Source organism: Pseudomonas sichuanensis (assembly GCF_024749065.1).
GTDB lineage: Bacteria > Pseudomonadota > Gammaproteobacteria > Pseudomonadales > Pseudomonadaceae > Aquipseudomonas > Aquipseudomonas sichuanensis.
This window is the reverse complement of the sequence record NZ_CP087185.1, coordinates 2,639,511-2,658,048: the sequence shown is the minus strand read 5'-3', so window position 1 is coordinate 2,658,048 and position 18,538 is coordinate 2,639,511. Positions and strand designations below refer to the sequence as shown.

At 65.3% G+C, this 18,538-nt stretch carries 17 protein-coding genes and 1 pseudogene; 12 read left to right on the top strand and 6 right to left on the bottom strand.

Translation table 11 applies throughout. The features are described from left to right. Together LOY51_RS12150 and LOY51_RS12145 are read right to left on the bottom strand one after the other, a co-directional pair. Entirely contained in the window at positions 1–1,335 is a 1,335-nt protein-coding gene (locus LOY51_RS12150; protein WP_258646371.1) for an ATP-binding protein, read from the bottom strand. Beyond that, entirely contained in the window at positions 1,332–2,039 is a 708-nt protein-coding gene (locus LOY51_RS12145; RefSeq protein ID WP_258646370.1) for a response regulator, read from the bottom strand. The genes LOY51_RS12150 and LOY51_RS12145 overlap by 4 nt, the downstream gene beginning before the upstream one ends. Before the next feature lie 157 nt (positions 2,040–2,196). On the opposite strand from LOY51_RS12145, the gene LOY51_RS12140 reads away from it, so the two are divergent. Both LOY51_RS12140 and LOY51_RS12135 read left to right on the top strand, forming a co-directional pair. After that, positions 2,197–2,505, top strand: coding sequence for a hypothetical protein (locus tag LOY51_RS12140; RefSeq protein ID WP_125858436.1), 309 nt, complete (start codon positions 2,197–2,199; stop codon positions 2,503–2,505). Beyond that, the gene (locus LOY51_RS12135) at positions 2,502–3,161 is read left to right on the top strand and encodes a DUF3313 domain-containing protein (protein ID WP_258646368.1); all 660 of its coding nucleotides are present in this window, start codon (positions 2,502–2,504) and stop codon (positions 3,159–3,161) included. Before LOY51_RS12140 ends, LOY51_RS12135 begins: the two co-directional genes overlap by 4 nt. 55 nt (positions 3,162–3,216) lie before the next feature. Here LOY51_RS12135 and LOY51_RS12130 read toward each other — a convergent pair whose 3' ends face one another. Continuing rightward, on the bottom strand, positions 3,217–5,451 hold the full coding sequence (locus LOY51_RS12130) for a TonB-dependent siderophore receptor (protein WP_258646365.1): 2,235 nt from the start codon (positions 5,449–5,451) through the stop codon (positions 3,217–3,219). 325 nt (positions 5,452–5,776) lie between these two features. Here LOY51_RS12130 and LOY51_RS12125 point away from each other — a divergent pair, with 325 nt between their 5' ends. After that, entirely contained in the window at positions 5,777–6,766 is a 990-nt protein-coding gene (locus tag LOY51_RS12125) for a TerC family protein (RefSeq protein ID WP_125858434.1), read from the top strand. 112 nt (positions 6,767–6,878) lie between these two features. On the opposite strand, the gene LOY51_RS12120 is transcribed toward LOY51_RS12125, so the two are convergent. Continuing rightward, the gene (locus LOY51_RS12120) at positions 6,879–7,172 is read right to left on the bottom strand and encodes a DUF1330 domain-containing protein (RefSeq protein WP_125858433.1); all 294 of its coding nucleotides are present in this window, start codon (positions 7,170–7,172) and stop codon (positions 6,879–6,881) included. A 78-nt stretch (positions 7,173–7,250) separates the two neighbouring features. Between LOY51_RS12120 and ribBA the strand changes: the two genes are divergently transcribed. From ribBA to LOY51_RS12095, 5 genes are all read left to right on the top strand, one after another. Further along, positions 7,251–8,372, top strand: a complete 1,122-nt coding sequence (gene ribBA / locus LOY51_RS12115; protein WP_125463846.1) for a bifunctional 3,4-dihydroxy-2-butanone-4-phosphate synthase/GTP cyclohydrolase II — start codon at positions 7,251–7,253, stop codon at positions 8,370–8,372. A 337-nt stretch (positions 8,373–8,709) separates the two neighbouring features. Next, positions 8,710–9,735 carry an ABC transporter substrate-binding protein gene (locus LOY51_RS12110; protein ID WP_125858432.1) on the top strand — a complete coding sequence of 342 codons (1,026 nt, stop codon included), beginning with the start codon at positions 8,710–8,712 and terminating at the stop codon, positions 9,733–9,735. Further along, positions 9,732–10,649, top strand: coding sequence for an ABC transporter permease (locus LOY51_RS12105; protein ID WP_125463844.1), 918 nt, complete (start codon positions 9,732–9,734; stop codon positions 10,647–10,649). The genes LOY51_RS12110 and LOY51_RS12105 overlap by 4 nt, the downstream gene beginning before the upstream one ends. 6 nt (positions 10,650–10,655) lie before the next feature. Continuing rightward, entirely contained in the window at positions 10,656–11,465 is an 810-nt protein-coding gene (locus LOY51_RS12100; RefSeq protein ID WP_110996573.1) for an ABC transporter permease, read from the top strand. A 19-nt stretch (positions 11,466–11,484) separates the two neighbouring features. Further along, on the top strand, positions 11,485–12,633 hold the full coding sequence (locus tag LOY51_RS12095; protein ID WP_258646359.1) for an ABC transporter ATP-binding protein: 1,149 nt from the start codon (positions 11,485–11,487) through the stop codon (positions 12,631–12,633). Between the two features lie 1,006 nt (positions 12,634–13,639). On the opposite strand, the gene LOY51_RS12090 is transcribed toward LOY51_RS12095, so the two are convergent. Both LOY51_RS12090 and LOY51_RS12085 read right to left on the bottom strand, forming a co-directional pair. Continuing rightward, complete coding sequence (locus tag LOY51_RS12090) at positions 13,640–14,392, bottom strand: anti-sigma factor family protein (RefSeq protein WP_125463841.1); 753 nt, start codon at positions 14,390–14,392, stop codon at positions 13,640–13,642. Next, positions 14,389–14,907 carry a sigma-70 family RNA polymerase sigma factor gene (locus LOY51_RS12085; protein WP_125858430.1) on the bottom strand — a complete coding sequence of 173 codons (519 nt, stop codon included), beginning with the start codon at positions 14,905–14,907 and terminating at the stop codon, positions 14,389–14,391. Before LOY51_RS12085 ends, LOY51_RS12090 begins: the two co-directional genes overlap by 4 nt. Before the next feature lie 132 nt (positions 14,908–15,039). On the opposite strand from LOY51_RS12085, the pseudogene LOY51_RS12080 reads away from it, so the two are divergent. From LOY51_RS12080 to LOY51_RS12065, 4 genes and pseudogenes are all read left to right on the top strand, one after another. Then, positions 15,040–16,087, top strand: a pseudogene (locus LOY51_RS12080) (catalase family peroxidase). Then, complete coding sequence (locus LOY51_RS12075; RefSeq protein WP_125858428.1) at positions 16,084–16,617, top strand: cytochrome b; 534 nt, start codon at positions 16,084–16,086, stop codon at positions 16,615–16,617. Before LOY51_RS12080 ends, LOY51_RS12075 begins: the two are co-directional and overlap by 4 nt. Before the next feature lie 85 nt (positions 16,618–16,702). Further along, complete coding sequence (locus tag LOY51_RS12070) at positions 16,703–17,908, top strand: MFS transporter (RefSeq protein WP_258646356.1); 1,206 nt, start codon at positions 16,703–16,705, stop codon at positions 17,906–17,908. A 79-nt stretch (positions 17,909–17,987) separates the two neighbouring features. Further along, positions 17,988–18,533 carry a cupin domain-containing protein gene (locus tag LOY51_RS12065; RefSeq protein WP_110995475.1) on the top strand — a complete coding sequence of 182 codons (546 nt, stop codon included), beginning with the start codon at positions 17,988–17,990 and terminating at the stop codon, positions 18,531–18,533. Positions 18,534–18,538 lie beyond the last annotated feature (5 nt).

The following is an 18,538-nucleotide window of genomic DNA, read 5'->3' as shown; positions in this document are numbered from 1 at the left end:
TCAGCGGTAGTCTGGCAGCTCGATCCGTGCCACCAGCCCCGGGCCCCGGCGGTTGTGCAAGGTCAGCTCGCCACCCTGCTCGCGTACCATTGCCCGCGCCGCCGACAAGCCGAGGCCGACGCCGCCGGTATGCCGGTTGCGTGAGCCCTCCAGGCGGAAGAACGGCTCGAACACCTGCTGCAATGCCGCTTCGGGAATGCCCGGCCCCTCGTCGCTGACCTCGATCAGCACCCGATGGGCCTCACGGCTCAAGGCAATGCGCGGGGCACGCGCATACTTGATCGCGTTCTCCAGCAGGTTGACCACCACCCGCTTGAGCGCCAACGGCCGCCCCCAATGCACCAGGTGTGCGGGGCCGCTGAAGTCGACATCGATGTGCTGGTCGCAGTAGTCGTCGAGGATGGTCTGCAGCAGCTCGGACAAGTCGAACACCGTCGCCTGCTCCAGTTGCGTGCCTTCGCGGAAGAACGCCAGGGCCGCGTTGATCATCGATTGCATCTCGTCGACATCGCGCACCAGCTTGCGCTGGTGCTCCAAGTCCTCCATGAACTCGCTGCGCAGGCGCAGGCGTGTCAGTGGTGCACGCAGGTCATGGGAGATGGCCGCGAGCATCTGCGTGCGTTCGCGGACGAAATGCTGGATCTGCGCCTGCATGGTGTTGAACGCCACGATGGCCTGGCGGATCTCCTGCGGCCCCTCGATATCGATGGGCGGGGCCTGCAGGTCGCCGCCGAAGCGGCGCGCCGCGCTGGCAAAACGCTGCAGCGGGTTGGCCAGTTGCCGCGTGGCCAGCCAGGCCACCAGCAGCGTGGCGATCAGCCCCAGGCCGAGGATCACCGCAATCCGTGCCGGCGCGCTGAGCCCCCAGCTGCGCTCGGGCGGGACGAACGACAGCCAGCTGCCATCGGCCAGACGCACCAGTGCGCCGTAATGCGCCTGGGCGCTGCCCGCTGGCCAATCCGAGGGGTTGAACGCCTCGATCGTCCTGCCCTGCCCCAGCAATGGCCGCAAGGCCGGGATCCGCTCGGCCTCCACCGCCATGCCCGCAGCAGGCAGCCCGAGTGCGTCACGCTGGCTGCTCCAGATCACCTGCAAGCCCGGGTTGCTCGCCGCCTGCGCCAGTTGCCCGCGCAACGGTACCGGCGCCGCCTCCAGCAGGCGCGTGGTCACGGCGATCTGTTCGAGCAGGCCGGTGCGTTCGATCGGCGGGCGCGCCCAGGTGCCGGCCACCTGGACGAACAGCGCATTGAGCGCCAGCGACGCCAGCATGGCGGCGAAGATGGTCAGGGCGATCCGCCAGCGCAGGGTGTCGCGTCGCAACAACCGGCCGATCATGAGCGGGTGACCTTGGCAGTGAACAGGTAGCCGCCGTTGCGCACGGTGCGGATCAAGTCCGGCCGCTTGCTGTCCGGCTCGATCTTGCGCCGCAGCCGGCTGACCTGCACATCGATGCTGCGGTCGAAGGCGTCATGCCCCTGGCCACGGGTCAGATCAATCAATTGTTCGCGGGTGAGGATGCGCTGCGGGTGCTCGAGGAACACCACCAGCAGGTCGAACTCGGCGCCGGACAACGGGATCATCACCTGCTCGGGCGAGCGCAGCTCGCGACAGGTGACATCCAACTGCCAACCGGCGAAGCCGATCAGCGGCCGCACGGCCTCGGCACGGGGCAACTGGCCACCGGCCCGGCGCTGCACGGCGCGCAGGCGGGCCAGCAGCTCACGCGGGTCGAAGGGTTTGGTCAGGTAGTCGTCGGCGCCCAGTTCCAGGCCGACGATACGGTCGCTCAGTTCGGCCATGGCGGTGAGCATGACGATCGGTATGCCGGCCTGGGCACGGACCTTCTGGCACAGGCTCAGGCCGCCCTCGCCCGGCAGCATCAGGTCGAGGATGATGATGTCCGGGGCTTGCCGGGCAATGGCCGCCCACATGGCCTGGCCGTCGGCGGCCAACTCGACCTCGTAGGCATGCTGCATGAAGAACTGCTTCAGCAGGGCCAGGATTTCCACGTCGTCGTCGACGATCAGCAGTCTGCTCACGGTCACTGGGTCCAGAAAAAGGACGTATCTAAAACCATTGCGCGGCTGCGGTCATTTATTTCAACCGCGTAACATTTCTACAGTGTGGACATCACGCCGACATTCGCCGGCAAACAACCTGGGGCACCCTGCAGGCCTTCGATCACAGGGGGCACCGATGAACGTCTCGCACCGCAGCACCAGCACCGAGGGCCCTGCCCTGATCCTCAACCAGCGCACCAGCACCCGTGGCGACGGCGCAGCCCTGACCATCCAGCAGGCGAGCCTTGAACTGGGCGAGCACAATGGCCAGATCGTCCTGCGGCGCTACTTCGAACATTACAGCCCGGCGCACGGCGAATGGGTGGAATACAGCCATACGGTGACGGCGAACGAACTCATCCACTGGATGATGGCCAAGGGGCAACTGCACATCGAGCATTCGCCACAGGACCCGGCGGCCGTCGCAGCCGGGGGCCAGCCATGAAGCGCATGCCTGCCCGTGCCGTGCTGCTGACCTGCGTATTGGGCGTGTCTGCGTGCAGCAGCAAGACGCCGCCGCCTGCCGGCTACCTGCCGGACTACAGCGTGCTCAGCCCACACCCGACGCCTTCGGGCGGCACCGCCCTGACCTGGGTCGACCCTAAACTGCCGCGCGGCCGCTATATCCAGGTGTACCTCGCACCAAGCCAGCTCTACCCTGCGCCCACGCCGACCGCTCGCATCCCACAGAGCACGCTGGCCAGCATCACCGGCTACTACGACGCGGCGCTGCGCAACGAGCTGGGCAAGGTCATGACCGTGGTCGAGCGCCCAGGGCCGAACACCCTGGTGATCAGGCCGGTCATCAGCCGAGTCGACGCCCATACCCAAGGTTTGCGCTTCTATGAATGGCTGCCGGTCACCCTGGTTGCGGCCGGGGTGAGCAGCGCAGCAGGCTGGCGAGACCTGGACAGTGAAATTGCCAGCGAGCTGCGTTTCGAGGCGGGCACCAGCGGCAGGCTGATCGGCGCGGCGGTACTCACCGGTACTGGCGTGCCGCTGGAAAACGACCGCCAGCAGATGACCGCCGACAACGTCAAGGCCGTGCTCGACGGCTGGGCCAGCGATGTGCGCCAGACGTATGCCGTCAAGCATCGGTAATTGACTGCGCACGCAAGGGGCAATCCCGGTACGTGCGCAACAGGCGAGCTCAGGCTCAGAAGGCGTAGCGAGTGGTCAGCATGAAGTTGCGCGGATCACCGTAGAAGCCGCCGTTATAGAAGCCCAGGTTGTTGAAGTACTTCTTGTCGGTGAGGTTGTTGCCGTTGAGGGTCACCGACAGCTGCTCGGTCACCTGGTAGCGGGCCATGGCGTCGAGAATCAGGTAGTCCGACTGGGTGTAGCGAATGGTCTGGTCAGCCGCCACCGGGCTGTCGAGGTCCTTCCACACCTTGCTCTGCCAGTTGGCCGAGCCACCCACGGTCAGCTTGTTCCATACCCCGGGCAGGCGGTAGCTGGTGGACAGGCGCAGCAGGTTCTCCGGTTCGATGGTGGAGATCTTGTCGTGCTCGCCATCGCGGGTGATGCGGTGGGTGAAACCGCCTTGCACCTGCCAGTTCGGCGTCAACTCACCCGCCAGCTCAAGCTCGAAGCCTCGGGTCTTGGCGCCCTGGATCGAGCGGTAGATGCCGCGGTTGGTGGTCGGGTCAGTACGGTCGAGCTCCGCCAGGTTGTCCTTCTGCACTTCGAACACGGCAAGGCTGGCGTTCAGGCGGCCATCGAAGAACTCGCCCTTCAGGCCCAGCTCGTAGGCATCGCCCTCCTCCGGCTCGATCATCTTGCCGCTGGCGTCCTGCTCGCTTTCGTGCGGTTTGAAGATGCTGGTGTAGCTGCCGTACACCGACCAGGTGTCGTCCAGGTCGTAGACCAGGCCGGCATAGGGCACCACCACGCCGTTCTCTTCCAGGTCCTGGGTCTTGCTGCGCTCGCCGCTGGTGGTGTCCAGACGGGTGCTGTCGAGCTGCCAGTTGGACAGGCGCCCGCCGAGGATGATCGAGAGCCGGTCGGTGGGTTTGAAGCGACCGGTCAGGTAGGCGGCATCTTCGCGCAGACGGGTGTCGACCTTCGACAACGGGCGGCCCCAATCCTGTTCGGGGTAGTCGCCGTTCCATTGGTAGATGTTGGCGCTGCCGAACAGGAACGGCCAGCTCTCTTCATGGGCCCGGGTGTCGCGGTGGGAGATCCCGGCCACCAGCTCGTGCTCACGGCCGAGCATCTGGAACGGCCCGCTGGCATACAGGTCGTAAGCGTTCTGGTCGGTCTGGTAGCGGTAGCGCCCCAGCCACACGCCCATGCCGGCACCGGTGGCCGAATCCGGATAACCACTGGCAGCAGAGCCCAGGGTGATTGGTGAATCGGTCTCGCTGCGGGTGGCCGAGGCCTTGAGGGTCCAATCGTTGGCCAGGCGCTGCTCAAGGGTGACGAACAGGTTGTCGGCGGTGTTGTCCCAGGCGCTCCACTTGGCCCCCGGGTTGAACGAGCGCGACATGCCGAAGGCATTGCCCTTGTTGTCCAGCAGGGGCGTCGATGGCCCCCAGGAGGAACCCTCCGGGCGGTTGGTCTGACGGCTCAGGCCAACGCTGAGCAGGGTATCTTCGCTCAGGTCGGTTTCGACGATGCCGTACATCACCTGTTTCTTCTCGGACAGGTTGTCCATGAACGACTGGCCGTCTTCATAGGCCGTGACGAAGCGCCCACGCACATTGCCTTCGGGGGTCAGCGCGCCACCGATGTCGAATTCACCGCGGTAGGTGTCCCAACTGCCGGCACCCAGCGACACATAGCCCGACAGCTCGCGAGTAGGCCGCTTGCGCACCAGGTTGACGGTCGCCGAGGGGCTGCCGAAGCCACTGAGCAGGCCCGTGGCGCCACGCAGCACCTCTACCCGGTCGTAGATGACCATGTCGGTCTGGTCGATGCCGTTGCCGAAACGGAATGCCGCCGGGATGCCATCGACCTGGAAGTTGTCGATGTCGAAGCCACGGGCCTTGAAGCTGGCGCGGTTGCTGTCGAGCTTGTTGACGGTGACGCCCGGGGTCTTGCCCAGCACATCGCTGATACTGGTGAGGTTCTGGTCATCCATCTGCTGGCGGGTGATCACGCTCACCGACTGCGGCGTCTCGCGCGGCGACAGCGCCATGCGCGTGGCGGTGCGGGTGGCGCCAGTGGTGTAGGAGCCGCTGCCTTCGGTGGTTTCACCCAACGACGAGTCGGTGATGGAGGTGGCGCCCAGCTCCAGGGGGCCCGTGCCGCCGGCCTGCTCGGCCCAGGCCATGCCGACCGGCGTGGCGAGGGTGGCGGCGAGAATGGCCAGGGCCAGTGGATGGCGCTGGCGGACGGTGGTGGCGTTCCCTGCCCCTTGAACCGTGTTCAGAGAGTGCTGCTGTTGCACGCTTGTCGACCCCTAGTGTGTTGTGAAGCTCGGTACGTAAGGGGCTAATCACTGACATTTTTTATGCTTGTACATGCGCAACGCTATGTGGCGCGCCCGTTCTGCGACGGCTGCGGCGCATCCTAGGGTTTTTACGAATTTTTTACAATTGCTAATGATTCGTAATAAATGCCCCGTCGGAAAAGAAATGTAACAGCCCTGCCATCGGCATCCCCGGCATTCAGGGCTAGCCTCAAGGCCATGTGATGCCGGGCCCCTCTGACGGTTTGCGCCGCCATGTCGGAATCACTGTTGCCTGGCAACATCGACAATCAAGGAGGGGCTCATGACAGCTCTGCATGCATTTCTCGTTAACCCATTCCTCGGTACCAGCACCTGGTTGTGGCTGGTGTTCATCGCAATCGTCATCGCCTTGCTCGTGCTTGACCTGGGTGTGCTGCACCGCCAGGAACGCGAGATCGAAATGCGCGAAAGCCTGCTGCTGTATTCCGGCTACTTCAGTGTCGGCGTGCTGTTTGGCGTGTGGGTCTGGCACGAGCTGGGCGCGCAGTCGGCGCTGGAGTTCTACACCGGGTTCCTGGTGGAGCAATCGCTGTCGATGGACAACGTGTTCGTCATGGCGATGATCTTCAGCTTCTTCGCCATCCCCCGCCGCTACCAGCACCGCGTGCTGTTCTGGGGCATCCTCGGGGTGGTGGTGTTGCGGGCGATCATGATCGGCGTGGGCGCGGCACTGGTGCAGCACTTTGCCTGGGTGCTGTACATCTTCGGCGCCTTCCTGCTGTTCACCGGGGTGAAGATGGCGCTGTCGAAGGACGACAGCCACCCTGACCTGGCCAACAACCCGGTGCTGCGCTTCGTGCGCCGGCACATGCGGGTTACCGAGCAGATCCACGGCCCGCGCTTCTTCGTGCGGCTCACCCCGCCCGGGGAGCAACAGGCCCTGCGCTACGCCACACCGCTGTTCCTCGCCCTGGTTTTGATCGAGCTGGCCGACCTGGTGTTTGCCGTCGACAGCGTGCCGGCGATCTTCGCCATCACCCAGGACCCGTTCATCGTCTACACCTCGAACATCTTCGCCATCCTCGGCCTGCGCTCGCTGTACTTTGCCCTGGCGGCGTTGATGCACCGCTTCGTCTACCTCAAGTACGCACTGGCGATGGTGCTGATCTTCATCGGCTGCAAGATCTTCTGGCACGGGCTGGTGGGCAAGGTGCCGGCGGGGGTGTCGCTGGGGGTGACGTTCGGGCTGTTGCTGGGTGGGGTGCTGCTGTCGCTGCTGCGTACCCGCGGGCAGGCGAAAGAAGACGTGTGAATGGGGCCCTTCGCGGCACAAGGCCGCTCCTACAGAGGATCGCGGACTCCTGTAGGAGCGGCCTTGTGCCGCGAAAGGGCTGCAAAGCAGCCCCAACCAAACAGATACCCACTCAGGGCTCAACCCCCTCGACAATGATCACCTCCGCCTTCGCCACCCCCTGGCGGTGGCGGCAAGCCTCCTGATACAGGTCCGAGCGATAGCACGCCAGCGCCTGCTCATACGAATCGAACTCGATCACCACGCTACGCTGGGGAGTGGGCCGCCCCTCCATCGCCTCGCTGCGCCCGCCCCGGGCAAGAAAGCGCCCACCGAAGGCAACGAACGCCGCCGGGGCGCGCTGGGTGTACTGCTGGTACTGCTCGGGGTCGCTGACGTCCACATGGGCGATCCAGTAGGCCTTCATCCGTCGTACTCCTGCTTCAGGGATATTTATGTATGATGGTATACCATAATAATCACCCCATCACCGTGAGCGTGCAACATGGCATTCAACAGCATCGAAGAACTCCTCGAGGACTACCGGCAGGGCAAGATGGTCCTGCTGGTGGATGACGAAGACCGCGAAAACGAGGGCGACCTGCTGATAGCCGCCGAGCGTTGCGACGCCCAGGCCATCAACTTCATGGCCCGCGAGGCCCGTGGCCTGATCTGCCTGACCCTCACCGACGAACACTGCCAGCGCCTGGGCCTCGAGCAGATGGTGCCGGCCAACGGCAGCGTGTTCAGCACCGCTTTCACCGTGTCGATCGAGGCCGCCAGCGGCGTCACCACCGGCATCTCCGCCGCCGACCGGGCCCGTACCGTGGCCGCCGCCATGGCCGCCGATGCCCGCCCGGAAGACCTGGTACAACCCGGCCACATCTTCCCCCTGCGTGCCCGTGAAGGCGGCGTGCTGACCCGCGCCGGCCATACCGAGGCCGGCTGCGACCTGGCCCGCCTGGCCGGCTTCACCCCGGCCTCGGTGATCGTCGAAGTGCTCAACGACGACGGCACCATGGCCCGGCGCCCGGACCTGGAAGTGTTCGCCGCCCGGCACGGGATCAAGATCGGCACCATCGCCGACCTGATCCACTACCGCCTGAGCACCGAGCAGACCATCAAGCGCATCGGTGAGCGCGAACTGCCCACCGTGCACGGCACATTCCGCCTGGTCACCTATGAAGACCGTATCGAGGGCGGTGTGCACATGGCCATGGTCATGGGTGACATCCGCCGCGAGCAGCCGACGCTGGTGCGCGTACACGTGATCGACCCGCTGCGTGACCTGGTCGGCGCCGAGTATGCAGGGCCCGCCAACTGGACCCTGTGGGCGGCGCTGCAGAAGGTAGCCGCGGAAGGCGCCGGGGTGGTGGTGATTCTCGCCAACCATGAGTCTTCCCAGGCGCTGCTGGAGCGTGTACCGCAGCTGACGCAGCCGCTGCGCCCCTACCAGCGCGGCCAGTCGAAGGTGTATTCGGAAGTCGGTACCGGTGCGCAGATCCTGCAGGACCTGGGCGTGGGCAAGCTGCGCCACCTGGGGCCGCCGCTGAAGTATGCGGGGTTGGCGGGGTATGAGCTGGAGGTGGTGCAGAGCATTCCGTTCGAGCCTGGGATGGTTGGCTGAAGCACGCCCTCGCAATGAACCAACCCGTGGGAGCGGGCTTGCCCCGCGATTGCGCCCGGCGTCATGAGGATGCCGCCTGGGCCGGCGCAATCGCGGGGCAAGCCCGCTCCCACGGGTTTTTCGTTCAGGAATGCGATTGAGTGATGGCCGGTCGCCCATCCCTCTTGCGAAAAGTTTGGAATACCATAATATGATATCCCGTAGACCTTGAATTCTTCGGCCGTACCTACAATCACAAGACGGCCACGCGACACACAGTGAAAGCAGCTCCCCGAACACTATTGGCGGGCGCACCACCGGCCCCGCCTCGAATAACAAAAGCAACGAGGGCGTAACCATGCTGTTGAGCAAACGAGTAACCGCAGTGCTGTCCGCCAGCCTGCTGACCCTGGCCTGCCAGGCCACCCAGGCGGCCGACAGCCTGAACTTCGTCAGCTGGGGCGGCACCACCCAGGATGCGCAGAAAGCGGCATGGGCCGAACCTTTCAGCAAAGCGTCCGGGATCAAGGTCGTGCAGGACGGCCCCACCGACTACGGCAAGCTCAAGGCCATGGTCGAAAGCGGCAACGTGCAGTGGGACGTGGTCGACGTCGAAGCCGACTTTGCCCTGCGCGCCGCCAGCGAAGGCCTGCTCGAACCCCTCGATTTCAACCAGATCAAGCGCGACAAGATTGACCCGCGCTTCGTCTCCGACCATGGCGTCGGCTCGTTCTTCTTCTCCTTCGTGCTCGGCTACAACGAGGGCAAGCTCGGCGCCAACAAGCCGGTGGACTGGTCGGCCCTGTTCGACACCAAGACCTACCCCGGTAAACGCGCCCTGTACAAATGGCCCAGCCCCGGCGTGCTCGAACTGGCCCTGCTGGCCGATGGCGTAGCTCCCGACAAGCTCTACCCGCTGGACCTGGACCGCGCCTTCAAGAAGCTCGACACCATCAAGCAGGACATCGTCTGGTGGGGCGGCGGCGCCCAGTCTCAGCAACTGCTGGCCTCGGGTGAAGCTTCGCTCGGGCAGTTCTGGAACGGCCGCGTGTATGCCCTGCAGCAGGACGGCGCGCCGGTCGGCGTGAGCTGGAAGCAAAACCTGGTCATGGCCGATTTCCTGGTCATCCCCAAAGGCGCCAAGAACAAGGACGCGGCCATGAAGTTCCTGGCCAACGCCAGCAGTGCCGAAGGCCAGGCCGAGTTCGCCAACAAGACTGCCTATGCACCGGTGAACGTCGACAGCGTTGCCAAGCTCGACAAAGACCTCGCCAAGAACCTGCCGACCGCCTACGCCCAGGACCAGGTGACCCTGGACTTCGCCTACTGGGCCAAGAACGGCCAGGCCATCGCGGCCCGCTGGAATGAGTGGCTGGTCAAATGAAAGTCGCCATCAATGCCCTGCACAACGCGCAAGGTGCCCCCAGCGGCACCGGCGCGCCACGGGCGGACGACCGCCGCCCGCCCCTGAGCCAACGCTGGCGCGGCAGCCGCAACCTGCTGCCGGCCCTGCTGTTTCTTGGCCTGTTCTTCTTCGCCCCGCTGATCGGCCTGTTGCTGCGCGGTGTACTGGAGCCGGTGCCGGGGCTGGGCAACTACGAGCAGTTGTTCGCCAACTCGGCCTACGCCCGGGTGCTGTTCAACACCTTCTCGGTAGCGGGCCTGGTGACCCTGATCAGCGTGCTGCTGGGTTTCCCGCTGGCCTGGGCGATCACCCTGGTGCCCAAGGGCTGGGGCCGCTGGCTGCTGAACATCGTGCTGCTGTCGATGTGGACCAGCCTGCTGGCGCGCACCTACTCCTGGCTGGTGCTGCTGCAGAGTTCGGGGGTGATCAACAAGGTGTTGATGGCGCTGGGCATCATTGATGCGCCGCTGGAGATGGTGCACAACCTCACCGGCGTGGTGATCGGCATGAGCTACATCATGATCCCGTTCATCGTGCTGCCGCTGCAGGCGACCATGCACGCCATCGACCCGATGGTGCTGCAGGCCGGTTCCATCTGCGGCGCCAGCCCCTGGACCAACTTCTGGAAGGTGTTCCTGCCGCTGTGCCGCTCGGGGCTGTTCTCCGGCGCGCTGATGGTGTTCGTCATGTCCCTCGGTTACTACGTGACGCCGGCCCTGCTGGGCGGCGCGCAGAACATGATGCTGCCCGAGTTCATCATCCAGCAGGTGCAATCGTTCCTGAACTGGGGCCTGGCCAGTGCCGCTGCAGCCCTGTTGGTGCTGATCACCCTAGTGCTCTTCTACCTGTACCTGAAACTGCAGCCGGAATCCCCGGTCGGTAACGCGAGGTAATCCGCCATGCTGCTGTCACCCAATGCCATGAGCCGCCCGTTGCGCACGGGCCTGTACCTGACCACCGGGGTCATCGCCGCGTTCCTGCTGCTGCCGGTGGTGTTCATCATCCTGCTGTCGTTCGGCTCGTCCCAATGGCTGGTGTTCCCGCCGCCGGGCTGGACCGTGAAATGGTACGTGCAGTTCTTCTCCAACCCCGAGTGGATGGACGCCGCGCTGGCCAGCCTCAAGGTCGCCGTACTGACCACCTTCGCCGCCGTGGCCCTCGGCCTGCCCACCGCGTTCGCCCTGGTGCGCGGCCGCTTCCCGGGCCGTGAGCTGCTGTACGGCCTGTTCACCATGCCGATGATCGTACCGCTGGTGATCATCGCCGTGGCGGTGTACGCGCTGTTTCTCAAGCTGGGCTACACCGGCACGCTGTTCGCCTTCGTGGTCAGCCACGTGATCGTCGCCCTGCCCTTCACCATCATCTCGATCATCAACTCGCTGAAGCTGTTCGACCAGTCGATCGAGGATGCCGCGGTGATCTGCGGCGCCTCGCGCCTGCAGGCGATCGTCAAGGTGACCTTCCCGGCGATCCGCCCGGGGATGATCGCCGGCGGCCTGTTCGCCTTCCTGGTGTCGTGGGACGAGGTGGTGCTGAGCGTGATGATGGCCAGCCCCGACCTGCAGACCCTGCCGGTAAAAATGTGGACCACCCTGCGCCAGGACCTCAGCCCGGTGATCGCCGTCGCCTCGACGCTGCTGATCGGCCTGTCGCTGCTGGTCATGGTCATTGCCGCCGCCTTGCGCCGGCGCACCGAAAACAACGCCTGAGCGCCCGGAGAAAACAACAATGAGTGCAGTGATCAAAGACGACGCGCCGAACAAGACCCTGGTCAGCCTGCGCGGCTTGAACAAGCATTACGGCGACTTCACCGCCGTGGACAACCTTGACCTGGAGATCCAGGACGGCGAGTTCCTCACCTTCCTCGGCTCCAGCGGCTCGGGCAAGTCCACCACCCTGTCGATGCTGGCCGGGTTCGAGACCCCCAGCAGCGGCGAGATCCTGGTGGACGGCCAGTCGCTGGTCAACGTGCCGCCGCACAAGCGTGACATCGGCATGGTGTTCCAGCGCTACTCGTTGTTCCCGCACCTGAACGTGCGCGACAACATTGCCTTCCCCCTGGCCATCCGCAAGCTCGGCGCGGCCGAGACCAACAAGCGCGTGGACGCCATGCTCAAGCTGGTACAACTGGAGAAGTTCGCCCATCGCAAGCCCTCGCAGATGTCCGGCGGGCAGCAGCAGCGGGTGGCGATCGCCCGGGCGCTGGTGTACGAGCCGCGCATCCTGCTGATGGACGAACCGCTCGGCGCACTGGACAAGAAACTGCGTGAAGACCTGCAGGACGAGCTGCGTCAGTTGCACCGTCGGCTGGGGATCACCATCGTCTACGTGACCCACGACCAGGAAGAGGCGATGCGCCTGTCCCAGCGCATCGCCATCTTCAGCCACGGCAAGATCGTCGGGCTGGGCACTGGGTATGACCTGTATCAGAACCCACCGAACGCGTTTGTCGCTTCGTTCCTGGGCAATTCCAACTTCCTGCGGATCAAGGCCAGCAGCCATGGGGCTGGGGCTTTCGAGGGACAGCAGCTGGCGATTCGCCTGACCCCGGGGCTGGCCGCCGAGCAGGATGCGCTGATCATGGTGCGGCCGGAGAAGGCCCTGGCTTTGACTGTCGAGCAGGCGGCGCGCGAGCCGTTGCCGGCGGGGTGGAACGAGGTGGGTGCCACGGTGGGTGAGGTGCTGTTCCTGGGTGAAAGCCAGACCTGCCATGTGGTGACCCAGGGGGGCACGGAGATGACGGTCAAGGCGCTGTCGGCGGCGGGGATGCCGATGCGGGCGGGGGATAAGGTCAAGGTGCGGTGGGCGGTGGCGGATGCCTGTGTTTATACCGAATGGGCGGAGAGTGATTTGAGTAAGGGGGCTGGGGGGCATTGATTTTAGCTTCGGCTTCGGCTTCGGCTTCGGCTTCGGCTTCGGCTTCGGCTTCGGCTTCGGCTTCGGCTTCGGCTTTCAGAGTGCTTGTTTTGATAGATGTATGCGCATTCAGCGGCGATGGCGACTTTTAGTCACCTTTCCGCCCTTACGGCGGCCTACTTTGGTCTTGGCCAAAGTAGGCAAAGCCGCTCGCTCCCATCATACGGCCCCTACGCTTCGCTTCGGGGTCCCCTCGCTCCGGTGCCTTACGGGCCCGCGCGGCCTACGACTTGCTGCGCAAGTCTACATCTCGCGCCTTCGGCTTACGCCGAAGGGTGCTGCGCACCAGGGCCCTACAGTCACCTCCACTCGGCCTCCTGAAGTCGCAATTTGTGTTGCCTGGACTATTGCGCGCTTAGAAGCAAGATCAAGAGCAGATCAAGAGCAGATCAAGAGCAGATCAAGAGCAGATCAAGAGCAGATCAAGAGCAGATCAAGAGCAGTGATACGGCGATCTAGGTTTGGCAGTTGTTTATGTAATGTTTATTCGGGCCTTATCGCCGGCAAGCCGGCTCCCACAGGTGTAGCGCAAGTCTGAAAGTTTCGCTCTAACCTGTGGGAGCTGGCTTGCCTGCGATTGCAATCCTGAGTTCCCAACCAATCCAACTAGCGACAGCTAACGCCAGCCCAGGCGCCGCCCCTAACTTCGCGACTTCAGGAGGCTGAGCGCAGGCGTCTGGAGGGCCCTGGTGCGCAGCACCCTTCGGCGCAGCCGAAGGCGCGAGATGTAGACTTGCGCAGCAAGTCGGAGGCCGCGCGGGCCCGGAGGACGCCGGAGCGAAGGGACCCGCAGCGCAGCGGAGGGCCGTATGAATGGAGCGAGCGGTTTTTGGTTACTTTTTTCCAAGAAAAAAAGTAACCCGCCGTAAGGGCGGAAAGGTGACTACGCGTCGACATCAAAAATGAATGCGCATATAAAACTCAAAACCAACACCCAACAACTAACAACTAACAACTAACAACTAACTTACAAACTTAGATTCAAAGCCCGCCGCAAAGCCTCCCCCCGACTATCATCCACCGCACTGACCAACGCAAAATTGTAGTCCCCATGGGACCAGTACCGCGCCTCCAGCCCCCCATCGGTACGCTGCCCACTGGGCATCCGCTCGAACCGCTCACCAGGCGAGCGCAAGAACAGACTGATCCGCTGCCCCTGGCCATCCTCGAACACCAGCAGCGCCGCCGGCCCCACCTCGTTGCTCAACAGCCGCGCCCCCACCGGCTGAAAGCCGTACCCACTCAGATCAGGCAACTGCCCCACCCGATTGAAATGCCGCCCCAGCCAAGCCTGCAGCCGCCCCGGATCACTCGCCTGAATATCCAGCGTGGACGCCTCGGCAAACATCCGGTGCGCCTGCACCGCATCGGCCATGGGCAATCCAGCGACTACCAAGGTCGCCTCCCGCGCCTTCCAGCCCCCGAGCCCACCCAATCCCACCGCCAGCACCAAAACCGCCGCCGAGGCCAGCCGCCGCTGCCGACGCTGACGCAGGCGACGGCGCAGCGGGGCAAGATCCAGTTCAGGGTCCACAGGGCGCTCGGCAAACCCCGCCAGAGCCGCCCGCAGCCGCCGAGCATCGTTGCGCCAAGCCTCGATCCGCGCTGCCTCCTGCGGGTTGGCTGCCAGCCAGGCCGCCACTTCCGCCCGGCGCTCAGGCGTCAGGCGTTCGTCAATGTAGGCATGAAGTTCATGCTCGGTGGGGATCAGACGGGTCATTTGAGTCTCCGCAGGGACGTTGGCGCCGGGTTGCCCTCGGTCAGTTCACGCAAGGCGGCGCGGGCGCGCGACAGGCGCGACATCACCGTGCCGATGGGGATACCCAGGGTTTCGGCGGCCTCCTTGTAGCTCAAACCCTCGACGCTGACCAGCAACAGCAGCGCCCGCTGCTCGGCCGACAGCCGCGCGAACGCCTGCAGGTCGGCCTGGGCCAGCACGATGCTCTCGGTATCACCGCCCAGCGACTCCTCGGCCTGGCTGCGGCCGAACCAGGCCAGCCAGCGCGCATGCAGGCGTTCGCGGCGTTTGCCGTCGAGAAACAACCGGTAAAGGATGGTGAACAGCCAGGGCCGCAGGCTGTCCATCTCGCGCTGCTGGCCACGCCGGCTGAGGGCGCGTTCAACCGTGGCCTGGACCAGGTCGTCGGCGCTGCTGGCTTCGCGGGTCAGCCACAGGGCGAAGCGGCGCAGGCGTTGCAGCAGCTCGCGCCATTGATGGTCGTCCAGGTCGTGCATGGTCGGGTTCCAGGCCCCAATGGGCAGTCAGTGTAAGTGGCAGACGGCGCAAGCGAAAATCTATTCCCTGATCTGGAATAAAAGAGTGGGCCATCCGTCGTACCGGCTCATTCACCGCCACCGGATCGCCCCATGAACACCCCCTTGCACGGCCCCGCCAAAGCCCTGCGCCTGGCCGCCATCGGCGTCACCCTCGCCGCCCTCGGCGCGGGCTTCGCCTATGCCGCTGGCTGGATCGGCGCCGCCAGGCTCACGCCCCAGCGCATCATCGACACCTTTGAAGCCCAGGCCGGCCATCACCCCGGCTACCGGAAAAAACCACGCCAAGGGCCTGTGCGTCAGCGGTTACTTCCAAAGCAGCGGCCAGGCCGCGCCGTTTTCCACGGCCCGGGTGTTCAGCCAGCAGAAGGTGCCGGTGATCGGCCGCTTCGCCATCGGCGGCGCCAACCCGTTCGCCCCGGACACCGCGGTGCCGGTGCGCAGCCTGGCCATCGAGCTCAGCAGCGATGACGGCCAGGTCTGGCGTACTGGCATGAACAACCCGCCGGTGCTGGCAGTCAGCACGCCCGAAGCCTTCTATGACCAGGTGCTGGCCAGCACCCCGGTTCCTGCCACCGGCAAGCCCGACCCGGCCAGGCTCCAGGCGTTCTTTGCCGCCCACCCGGAAAGCGCAGCATTCCGCCAATGGGCGGCGGCCTACAAACCCAGCGACAGCTTTGCCAGTACCGCCTACAACAGCATCAATGCCTTCCGCCTGATCGACGCCCGCGGCAACAAACACCCGGTGCGCTGGACGCTGGAGCCACAGACGCCGTTCGCCGCCTTGCCCGCCCAGGTCGATGACAAGCAGTTCCTCCAGCACGACCTCGCCCAGCGCCTGGCACAAGGCCCGTTGCGCTGGACCCTGCGCCTGACCCTGGCCGAGCCTGACGACCCGGTGGACGACCCGGCCCGCCCCTGGCCCAGCGAGCGCAGCAGCATCGACGCCGGCACCCTGGTGCTGGAGCGGGTGGACGGCCCCGAACAGGGTGCCTGCCGCGACCTCAACTTCGACCCATTGATCCTGCCCCACGGCATCGAAGCGTCCGACGACCCGATCCTCGCCGCCCGCTCGGCGGCCTACTCAGTGTCGTTCAACCGCCGCAGCCATGAAGCCCTGAGCGAAGGAGCCCACCCATGACCCCCGCCGCTTTCCACCCCCTGGCCCGCCTGGTGCACTGGCTGATGGCGGTGCTGATCCTGGCCATGTTGTTCATCGGCGTGAGCATGGTCAGCAACCTGTCCACCCACCATCCAGTGATGGTCGAACTGCACAAGGCCACCGGCCTGGCCCTGCTGGTGCTGGTGCTACTGCGTATCTGCCTGCGCCTGAGCCTGCCGCACCCGCCGCTGCCGCGCGACCTGCCCGCCATTCAACGCCTGGCCGCCGGCGCCTCGCACCTGCTGTTGTACGCCCTGATGCTGGCCATGCCGCTGCTGGGCTGGGCGATGCTTTCGGCGGGCGGCTATCCACGCCCGCTGCAGTTACCAGCCATCGCCCCCCACGACCTGCAACTGTACGCGGTGCTGCGCCAGGCCCACGGTTGGGCCGGCTACCTGTTGTTCGTCACCGTGCTGGTGCACCTGGGCGCGGCTCTGATGCATGCCCTGGTGCGCCGCGACGGCGTGTTGCGTAGCATGTGGCCCGGCCCGTTGCGCCGAGGTGAATGAACACCGGCGGCCGCGCGGGATCGACAGATGTAAATAATTATTACTAACATCGGTGCTTATTCTGCCGAACTGCCACGGACTGCCCATGAACCTCGCAAAGGACCCTGCCACCCTCACCCCGGCCAGCACGCTCGACCTGCGCCCGCTGCTGCTGGTCAACATGGCCTGCACCCTGTCGATGATGGCCTTCGTTGCCCTGATCGGCCCGATCGCACGCCTGCTGGGCATGGCCACCTGGCAGGCCGGTGCGGCGGTCACCGTGGCCGGCGTGGTCTGGGTGCTGCTGGCCCGGCCCTGGGGCCGCGCCGCCGATCGCCTCGGCCGGCGCCGGGTGCTGCTGTTGGGCAGCGCCGGGTTCACCCTGGCCTACTGGCTGCTGTGCCTGTTCATCGACGGCGCCCTGCGCTGGTTGCCCGGAGCCACCCTGGCGTTCATCGGCCTGATGCTGACCCGTGGCCTGATCGGCGCCTTCTACGCGGCGCTGCCAGTGGCCGGCAATGCCCTGATCGCCGACCATGTCGAACCGCAGCGCAGGGCCCGGGCCATGGCCTCGCTGGGTGCCGCCAACGCCGTCGGCCTGGTGCTCGGCCCGGCCTTGGCGGCACTGCTTTCGCGCTACAGCCTGAGCCTGCCGTTCTACGTGCTGTCGGTGCTGCCGGCCACGGCGTTCGTGGTGCTGCTGTTCAAGCTCAAGCCACAGCCGCTGCCCCAGCGCCATGCGCCAAGCCCGGTGCGGCTGTCCGACTCACGCCTGCGCCGGCCGCTGCTGGTGGCCTTCAGCGCCATGCTCAGCGTGACCGTGTCGCAGATCACCGTTGGCTTCTTCGCCCTCGACCGCCTGCAACTGGCCGCAAGCGAGGCCGCCCAGGCGGCCGGTGTGGCGCTGACCAGCGTGGGCGTTGCACTGATGCTGGCGCAGGTGCTGCTGCGTCAGCTCGAATGGCCACCGCTGAAGATGATCCGCGTGGGTGCCAGCGTTTCCGCGCTGGGCTTTGCCGCCGCATCCTTTGCCGCCAGTGCGCCCTGGCTGTGGGCGGCGTTCTTCATTTCCGCATTCGGCATGGGCTTCGTATTCCCGGCCTTCTCGGCCATGGCGGCCAATGCCATGCACGCCTCGGAACAGGGTGCTACCGCCGGCTCCGTCGGCGCCGCCCAGGGCATGGGCGCGGTGATCGGGCCCTTGGCCGGCACGTTGGTGTATGCCGTCGATCCGCGCTTGCCGTTCCTGGCCGTGGCCGCCTTGTTGTTGCTGGTCGGGCTATGGCCCACACCAGCCGACAATCGCCACTGACACGCACAGCGCGCAAGCAGGCAGAGTGTGTTTTAATGCGTCGCCCATTATTTTTTACACCTCTGCAAACAAGGCGGCTATGGACACGGGGACACGACTCAAACTGGTGCGTGAACGCAACAACCTCTCGCAACGGGAACTGGCCCGTCGCAGCGGCCTGACCAACTCGACGATCTCGCAGATCGAACAGAACCGCGTCAGCCCCTCGGTCAGTTCCCTGAAAAAACTGCTCGAAGGCATCCCGATGTCCCTGGCGGAATTTTTCAGTTTCGACGAGCCGGTGCGCGAAGAACGCTTCGTGTTCCGCGGCGGCGAACAGCCCGACCTGGGCCGTAACGGCCTGCGCATGCTGCTGGTCGGCGCCAGCGTCGAAGGCCGGCAGATGCGCATGCTGCGCGAGCTGTATGCCCCCGGTGCCGACTCCGGCGAGCCGATCGTGCATGCCGAAGGCGAAGAGTGCGGCCTGGTCACCCGCGGCACCATGGAACTGTGGGTCGACGGCCAGGTGAGCATCCTCAACGCGGGCGACGGCTACTACATCCCCACCACCCTCGCCCACAGTTTCAAGAATATCGGCCCGGACGAGGCCGAGATCATCAGCGCCAACACCCCGGCGAACTTCTGATTACG